Here is an 8,653-nt window from a genome sequence, read left to right on the forward strand (position 1 = left end):
GCCACGGGAACCGCCCGCGGGCGGCCGCGCGGTGCCCGGCCGTGAAGGATCTGGTCGCCGCCCTCGGCCTCGCGCTGGCCATCGAGGGCCTTCTCTGCGCCGCCTTCCCGACGGCGATGCGCCGGGCGATGCAGGAGGCGTCGCAGACTCCGGTGGACCGGATGCGCCTCGTCGGCCTCCTCTCGGCCGCCGCCGGCGTCGTCGTGGTCGGTGTGGTGCGCCTTCTCTTCGCGTGACGCGGTCACCCGGCTTGCGGTGGTCGGCCGGACCTGCGGCGCTGCTGCACGCGCCACGACCCGCTTGGCTGGGGCTTGAACCGGTTCGCCGGGAGACGATCTTAAGGAACGCTCCCGGCCCGGTCGCCGGAGCTGCCCGGGCCGTGCGGACGGGGCGGATCACCGCCTCCCCGCTCGCGTGCCGGGCCGAACCGACTCGACGACGATCCTGCCCAACGAGGTTCCCTGATGGCCGCTTCCTCGCGCCGTAACCCCGCCTTCGCGAGACGGCGACTGCCCGCCCTCGCGGGGGCCCTTTTCGCGCTCTCCGTCGGCACGGCCGTTCTGCCGGATGTCGCCCTGGCCAAGGGGCCGGCGTCGCTCGCCGATCTCGCCGAGCAGGTGACGGATGCGGTGGTGAACATCTCGGCCTCGACCACCGTCGAAGCGCGGGGCCGGACCCTGCCGCAACTGCCGCCGGGCACGCCCTTCGAGGATCTGTTCGAGGAATTCTTCAACCGCCGCGGCCAAGGCGGCGGTCAAGGCGGCGGCGAGAGCCAGCCGCGGACGCCGCGCCGCTCGAACTCGCTCGGCTCCGGCTTCATCATCGATTCGTCCGGCATCGTGGTCACCAACAACCACGTCATCGGCGACGCCAACGACATCCAGGTCATCCTGCATGACGGCCGCAAGCTGAAGGCCGAGATCGTCGGCAAGGATTCGAAGATCGATCTCGCGGTGCTGCGGGTGAAGCCCGATCCGGACCGGCCGCTCAAGGCGGTGCCGCTCGGCGACTCCGACAAGATGCGGCCGGGCGACTGGGTGATCGCGATCGGCAACCCGTTCGGCCTCGGCGGCTCGGTCTCGGCCGGCATCGTCTCGGCCCGGGGCCGCAACATCGAGTCGGGCCCTTACGACAACTACATCCAGACCGACGCGGCCATCAACAAGGGCAATTCCGGCGGTCCGCTGTTCAACATGAACGGCGAGGTGATCGGCATCAACACGGCGATCCTGTCGCCGACCGGCGGCTCGGTCGGCATCGGCTTCGCTGTCCCCACCGCCACGGCCGGCCCGGTGATCGACCAGCTGCGCCAGTTCGGCGAGGTGCGCCGCGGCTGGCTCGGCGTGCGGATCCAGAATGTCGACGACACCACTGCCGAGGCGCTCGGCCTCAAGGGCGGCGGCCGCGGCGCGCTGATCGCCGGCGTCGACGAGAAGGGCCCGGCCAAGACCGCCGGTCTCGAGGTCGGTGACGTCATCACCAAGTTCAACGGCGTCGAGGTGAAGAGTTCGAGCGACCTGCCCCGCATCGTCGCCTCGACCCCGGTCGGCAAGGTCGTGGACGTGACCACGATCCGCAAGGGCCAGGAGCAGACGAAGCAGGTCACCCTCGGCCGCCTGGAGGACAACGACAAGCCGCAGCAGCAGGCAAACCTCAACCGGCCGCAGCCGGACGCCGACGTCACCCGCCAGGCCCTTGGCCTCAACCTCTCGGGTTTGTCGGACGAGGGGCGCAAGCGCTTCGGGGTGAAGGACACCGTCAAGGGGGTGCTGGTCACCCGGGTCGATCCCAATTCCAACGCCGCCGACAAGCGCATCCAGGCCGGCGACGTGATCGTCGAGGTCGGCCAGGAAACGGTGAGCTCGCCCGCCGACGTGACCCGCCGCATCGACCAGATCAAGAAGGACGGCCGCAAGTCGGCGCTGCTCCTCGTCTCCAACAAGGACGGCGAGGTGCGGTTCGTGGCCCTGAGCCTCGAATAACCGATCAGCGCGCGGCGCAGTCATCCGCTGCCGCGCGCTGCCTTCAAGGTCTGTCCGATTGCATCCGACAGCCTTGACACCATCCCGATCGTTCCGGGTCTTGCAAGGGACCCGGGGAGATCTGGCTGGCGTCGAGGCTTTTTCTTTGGTTGCGTGCGCCCTCGCGGGCGCCCGGCACGGTTTCCTGCCCACGACGCGGGGATCGACAGCATCCGGGGGCGCGCCCCGACCGGCACGCACGCCTCGGCCTGCTGCAATGTCTTGGACTTATTCCAATTCACGAAACACCATGAGCACTTCGCCAGGTCAACGTGGTATCGCGCAAGACAAGAGATGCCCTTACGCAACACCCATGACGATTGCGACAGGGCCTGGAATCGTTCCAGATCTTACCTCTGCACGGCGATTGATTGACTTCGAGCGAGCGATTACGCCGCAGGATGTCTTTGTCTTCCGCCGAGGTTTCCGTGCGCGTCTTCCCTTGCCCCGCGATCCGGCGTCGGTCGCCGCTGCTCCTCGCGCTGCTCGCGGGCGCCGCGCCGGTTCTCTCGGCCGGCGGGGCGGGGGCACAGGAGGCCGTCGACGCCATCGCCCTCGACGCGATCACCGTCGCGGGCGCGCCGTCCTTCCGGGAGACCGCGACCGGCCCGGTCCAGGGTTACCGGGCGACCCGCAGCGCCACCGCCACGAAGACCGACACGCCGCTGCGCGACGTGCCCCAGACCGTCAACGTGGTGCCGCGCGAGGTCCTGGTCGACCGCCAGGAGACTCGCCTCGCCGACGCGCTGTTCAACGTCAGCAACGTGCAGCCGGGCGGCTCCATCCAGGGCCGCAGCGACACCTTCCTCATCCGCGGCTTCCGGACCCAGACCTACGCCATCGACGGCGTGTTCATGAACCAAGCCAACAATTTCTATCCCGTCCAGCGCGACCTCGCCGATGTCGAGCGGATCGAGGTGCTGAAAGGACCGGCCTCGGTGCTCTATGGGCGGGGCGATCCGGGCGGCGTCATCAACATCGTCACGCGCCAGCCGAGCTTGGTGCCGACGGCGGATGCCAGCATCCAGGGCGGCAGCTTCGGCTTCCGGCGGGTGCAGGGCTCGGTCTCGGGTCCGGTTCCGGGAACCGATGGTCTGGCGGCCCGCCTCAGCGTCGCCACGCAGGTCGACCCGACCTTTCGCGATCTCGCCGGCCGGGACAATTCCCGCTTCTTCGCCGCGCCCGCAATCACCTGGAACCCGAGCCCGGACACCAGGGTCTCGTTCATCGGCGAGTTCACCCGGCAGGACAGCGTCTACGACGAGGGCCTTGTCGCCCGGAACGGGCGGGTGCCGCTCGACACCATCGCGCGCTATTACGGTGAGCCATTCTCGCGCTACAACGCCAACGCGAATTTCGGCACGCTGAAAATCGAGCACGACATCAACGAGCACCTGATGCTGCGTCAGGTGCTGAACGCCCAGAGTGGCAGCTTCGACGTGTTCGCGGCCCGGGCCAACGGCCTCTCGGCCAACGGGCTCCAGGTCACCCGGCGCACCACCGGGGTGAACTCGACCTACGCCTCGGTCGACAGCCAGACCGAGCTGGTGGCCAAGTTCGACTGGCTCGGCCTGCGCCACACCGCCCTCGTCGGCGTCGAATATTTCAATGGCTACCGGCGCGCCTACACGACCCAGGGCCCGCTCGCCTCGGTGAGCTTCCTCGATCCCCTTCCCGGCTTGGCACTGCCGGGGGCGCTGTCGCTGCAAAGCGACCTGAAGCAGAAGACCGAGTTGACCGGTCTCTACGCGCAAGACCAGATCGATCTCGGCTACGGTCTGCAAGTGCTGCTCGGGGTCCGCTACGACACCGGCACGCAGTTCTACTTCAGCCGCACGTCGGCCTCGCGCACGATCCCGCCGGAGCAGGAGCTGTCCGGCGTGTCGCCGCGGGTCGGCCTGATCTACCGGCTGGCCGAGCCGCTGGCGCTATATGCGAGCTACACGACCTCGTTCAAGCCGCAGACCGCCAATGTCCTTGGCGTCGCCAGCCCGCCGCCGGAGACCGGCGAGCAAGTCGAGGTCGGCACCCGGTTCGATCTCTCGCCCGATGTGAGCCTGACCGCCTCGGTGTTCGACATCACCCGCAACAACGTCGCGGCCAACGATCCGGTCAACACCAACTACTCGATCATCACCGGGCAGCAACGCTCGAAAGGCGTCGAGGCCGATCTCGCCGGCACGCTCCTGCCGGGCTGGAAGGTCATCGGCGGCGTCGGCTACACCGATGCCCGGGTGACGCGGGACACCACCATCCCGGTCGGCAACCGCCTCGACGGTGCGCCGCTGTTCAGCGGCAGCGTCTGGACGACGTACCAGTTCCAGGAGGGAGCCTGGCGCGGCCTCGGGATCGGCGCCGGCGTGACCCATGTCGGCTCGCGCTTCGGCGACATCTCCAACAGCTACAAGGTCGGCGCCTATACAAGGGTCGATGCCGCGGTCTTCTACGACCTCAACGAGCACGCCCGGTTCTCGCTGAACCTGCGCAACCTGACCGATGCGCGCTACATCGAGCAGCCGTTCAACGCGACCAACAACATCCCGGGGGCGCCGTTCTCGGTCCTGGCGACCCTGACGGCACGGATGTAATATCAACGGCCCTGTCGATCTCGGGCCTGCCCGAGATCGAAGTAATGCGTCAGCATCTTGGGCCGTTGGTCGAACCCGCACGGGCAAGGCGGGCCGGACGACCGGCCAGCCGTGACCGGGCGCGGACCGAGGCCCGCTCCCCTACTCCGCCGCGAACAGGCCGGCGGGCTCCTCGGCGCCGCCCTTCGGGTTGCCGGGGGCGGTCTCGCAGCCGAGCGCCGGCAGGGCGACCACGCGGTTGCCGCGGAAATCGGTGCGGCACACCGCGGCACCGCGGCTCTCGACATAGGCCAGCAGCCGCCGCGCCCGGCCGGGAGACCTGGATCCGATGGCCCGGGCGAGCGCGTCGTCGGAGGGGCACGGCGCCCCGGCCCGGGCGGCCCGCGCCAGCAGCAGGAACAGGCCCTGCACCTCCTCGGGCAGACTGGCACAGGCCGCCATCACGGCATCGGCCTCGTCGCCCTCCGCCGCCTCGCCGTCGACGCCGGCCCGCGCGATGGCGAGCCGGCGGCGGAAGCGGCCGAGATCGAGGGGCTCGCCCGGCAGCCGGCGCATCCGGCAGCGCACCAGAAAATCCTGGTAGAGCACCGCGATCGGGTGATGGGCGGCGTCCGGATCGGCGGCGATCTCGCGCAGGATGTCGGCCAGCGCCGCATCCCGCTCGGCATCGCTCATGCTCGGCGCCACCTCGACCGGCTCCGGCGGGCGGTACTGGGCGAGCTGCTGCAACAGGTCGGTCGGCGTCGCCCGCGGCGTCGGTGCCGGGCGGGGAGCGGGCGTCCAGACCGGTTCGGTCTCGGACGGCGTCAGGATCAGCTCGCGCAAGTCGTCGCCGGCGGCCGGGCTCGGCAGCGGCACGAGCTTGGGGCTCGACGAGCGGGCCGAGGTCGCCACCGGCCCGATGGCGATCGGCAGCGGGCGCTTCGACAGAGCGGGCCCGAGCGCGATGAAATGGCCGCGCTCCAGATCGCGAAAACTCTCGGCTTGGCGCCGTTCCAGGCCGAGCAGGTCGGCGGCGCGGGCCATGTCGATGTCGAGGAAGGTGCGGCCCATCAGGAAGTTCGACGCCTCGGCGGCGACGTTCTTGGCGAGCTTGGCGAGGCGCTGTGTCGCGATGATGCCGGCGAGGCCGCGCTTGCGGCCGCGGCACATCAGGTTGGTCATCGCACCGAGCGACGCCTTGCGGGCCTCGTCCGAGACCTCGCCGGCGGCGGCCGGCGCGAAGAGCTGCGCCTCGTCGACCACCACCAGCACCGGGTACCAATGGTCGCGCTCGGCCTCGAACAGGCCGCCAAGGAAGGCGGCGGCGGCGCGCATCTGCGCCTCGACATCGAGACTCTCCAGGGTCAGCACCACCGAGACCCGGTGCGCCCGCACCCGAGCGGCGATGCGCTGGAGATCGGTCTCGCCATGGTCGCCCTCCACCACCACGTGGCCGTGGGCATTGGCCAGGGTGACGAAGTCGCCCTCGGGGTCGATCACCACCTGCTGCACGTGCGGCGCGCTCTGCTCCAGCAGGCGGCGCAGGAGGTGCGACTTGCCCGAGCCGGAATTGCCCTGAACCAGCAGGCGCGTCGCCAGCAGCTCCTCCAGGTCGAGGGCGGCCGGCCGGCCGCTCGCCACCCCCATCTCGACGCTGATCGTCATCTCGGCTCCCTGCGATGCCGGACTCGTAACACGGCCCGGGCGGCCCCGATCCGCGTCGCGGGCCGGGGTCCACAGGGAGTTCGCGTCAGCCCAGGGTCAGCGCCCGCGATCCCTCCCCCAGCCGGTCCAGCATCCGCCGGCGCCAGACCGCGACCGGATCGTCCGGTTCGAGGACATCCGGCGCACCGACGCCGTGGGCCCACAGGAAGGCGCCCATCACCGCATGGTCGGCATAGAGCGGAGCGTCGCCACCGAGGAAGGGTTGCGCCCGCAGCACCGCACGCACCGGCGCGAGGGTCTTTCGCAGGATCGCGATCTGCCCGTCCCGGTCGGCGCAGACCGCCTCCAGGGGCTTGCCGAACCGGGCTTCGCGGCTGTGCCGGAAATACGCCTGGTCGGCCTCGCCCAGGTGGCGGTGGATGTCGAGGAGGAGGAGCGGCGCAAGAGCCGGGTGCAGCACCTGATCGGTCCAGGCGGCGTGGAAGCGTGTCAGCGCCAGCCCGGCCGCGCCCCCGAACAGGGTTGGCCGGTCCGGGTAGGCGGCCTCCAGATGGGCGGCGATCAGGGAGGAGTCGGCGATCGCCCGCCCATCCTCGACCAGCACCGGCACCTTGTCCGAGCCCGAGAAGGCGAGCGCGTCCTGCTCGGTGAACCGCCACGGCCGTCCCTCGAAGGCGAGGCCCTTGTGCTCCAGGGCGAGGCGGATGCGCCAGCAGAACGGGCTGAAGCGCCGGTCCGGATCGGCGGCGGCAAGTTCGTAGAGCACACGGGACAAGGGCGGTCCTCCGGCGCCGCCCGGGTCGAGCCGGGCGGCCTTTCGGAGCCGATCATGGCGGGCGGCGGCGACCGGGGCAATCCGGGGATGTCGTCTCGTCGGGGGCCTCCTGTCGGCCACGACCCGTTCTTTGCCGCGAGCGGGGCTGTCGGAAGGTGATCCCGGGCTGTGCGGGGACAGGAGTGGCGGGGGCTCTTCTCCTCGGGGCGCCGATCAGCGTCACACATGCCACCACGGCTCAAATCTTTGTAGAAAACGACAGGTCCCATCCCCCTTCTGGGGAGGGGAAAGTGTTCGATTTTACAGAGGGTTGAATTTCAAGGGCGGTGTCCGGATCGGCACGTCCCGGCATGGCGACATACGAGAACCCGCGCCCCATTTCGGCCACTCGCCGCCCGACCGCCGACCAAGAACGAAATTCTTCCACCCACCCAGCCAGGGGAAAGCATGTTCATCGGCACGCTTGATTTTGGTTTTCCCATTCATTGACGCCAGATCGGCCAGATGAGACCTTCCGTCGACATCCGGAGGATCTGCGACGACGCCACGCCTCCGGATCACGTCTGCTGGAGTCGACACGATGACCCCGACACGCCGCTCCGTCCTCGCGGGGCTGATGACGGCCGGTGCCCTGGCGGCGCCGCCGGCCCGCGCCGCCGGTGAGACCGCCCCGAAGGAGTTCCGCATCGGCTACCAGAAGATCGGCCTGATCGTCGTCACCCGCCAGCAGCGCCTGATCGAGACGCAGCTCGCCGATCGCGGCGTCGCGGTGCGCTGGTTCGAGTTCCAGGCCGGCCCGCCCCTGCTGGAGGCGCTGAATGCCGGCAGCATCGATTTCGGCTATACCGGTGACGCGCCGCCGATCTTCTCGCAGGCCGCGGGCGGCAATCTCGTCTACACGGCCGCCGCGGCGCCCTCCGGCGAGGGCGAGGCGATCCTCGTCAAGGAGAGTTCGCCAATCCGCACGGTGGCCGATCTCAGGGGCCGCAAGGTGGCGGTGGCCCGCGGCACCTCCGCGCACAACCTGCTGGTCGCCGCGCTGGAAAAGGCAGGTCTGAGCTTCACCGACATCACGCCCGTCTATCTCTCGCCCGCCGATGCCGGGTCGGCCTTCACCGGCGGCAGCGTCGACGCCTGGGCGATCTGGGATCCGTTCTTCGCCATCGCGCAGGCGCGAGACGCGACCCGGGTGCTCACCACCTCGGGCCAGACCCTCGACGTGTCCGGCTATTTCCTGGCCAACCGGACCTTCGCGCAGAGCCACCCGGCCGTCCTGCGCGCGGCCCTGCGGGGACTGGAGCAGGGCGCAGCCTGGGCCGAGAGCCACCGCGAGCAGGTGGCGCAGGCGCTCGCCGAGGTCACCGGCATCCCGCTTCCGATCCAGAAGGTCGCGGCCGACCGCACCCAATTCGCCGTCCGCCCGCTGACCGACCGGATCCTCGCCGGCCAGCAGGCCACCGCCGACCGCTTCCACCGCCTCGGCCTGATCCCACGGGCGATCACCGTGCGCGACGCCGTGTGGACGGCCCCACCGGCCTAAGCAGATTTCGCCGCAATGGTCACCGGTTCGGCAGCGGAAATCTGCGATCAAACAAGAATCGGAGCGGACGAAGCGTTGGCCT

6 protein-coding genes are annotated in these 8,653 nt (G+C 70.0%); 4 read left to right on the forward strand and 2 right to left on the reverse strand.

The genetic code is table 11. From position 1 onward, the window contains the following. The 3 genes from VP06_RS24800 to VP06_RS24810 all read left to right on the forward strand — a co-directional run. The coding region (locus VP06_RS24800; protein WP_425350946.1) for a DUF2065 family protein at nt 1-236 on the forward strand (236 nt) is incomplete at its 5' end. A 228-nt stretch (nt 237-464) separates the two neighbouring features. Continuing rightward, nucleotides 465-1,982, forward strand: coding sequence for a DegQ family serine endoprotease (locus tag VP06_RS24805; protein ID WP_048466478.1), 1,518 nt, complete (start codon nt 465-467; stop codon nt 1,980-1,982). Nucleotides 1,983-2,449: 467 nt separating this feature from the next. Beyond that, nucleotides 2,450-4,609 carry a TonB-dependent siderophore receptor gene (locus VP06_RS24810; RefSeq protein ID WP_425350947.1) on the forward strand — a complete coding sequence of 720 codons (2,160 nt, stop codon included), beginning with the start codon at nt 2,450-2,452 and terminating at the stop codon, nt 4,607-4,609. A 141-nt stretch (nt 4,610-4,750) separates the two neighbouring features. On the opposite strand, the gene VP06_RS24815 is transcribed toward VP06_RS24810, so the two are convergent. Beyond that, the gene (locus VP06_RS24815; protein WP_048466479.1) at nt 4,751-6,256 is read right to left on the reverse strand and encodes an ATP-binding protein; all 1,506 of its coding nucleotides are present in this window, start codon (nt 6,254-6,256) and stop codon (nt 4,751-4,753) included. A gap of 85 nt (nt 6,257-6,341) precedes the next feature. Then, nucleotides 6,342-7,031 carry a glutathione S-transferase N-terminal domain-containing protein gene (locus VP06_RS24820; protein WP_048466480.1) on the reverse strand — a complete coding sequence of 230 codons (690 nt, stop codon included), beginning with the start codon at nt 7,029-7,031 and terminating at the stop codon, nt 6,342-6,344. 580 nt (nt 7,032-7,611) lie between these two features. On the opposite strand from VP06_RS24820, the gene VP06_RS24825 reads away from it, so the two are divergent. Then, nucleotides 7,612-8,571 (forward strand): sulfonate ABC transporter substrate-binding protein, encoded by a 960-nt coding sequence (locus VP06_RS24825; RefSeq protein ID WP_048466481.1) that lies wholly within the window; start codon nt 7,612-7,614, stop codon nt 8,569-8,571. Nucleotides 8,572-8,653: the final 82 nt, after the last annotated feature.

This window comes from Methylobacterium aquaticum (genome assembly GCF_001043915.1).
GTDB classification, from domain to species: domain Bacteria; phylum Pseudomonadota; class Alphaproteobacteria; order Rhizobiales; family Beijerinckiaceae; genus Methylobacterium; species Methylobacterium aquaticum.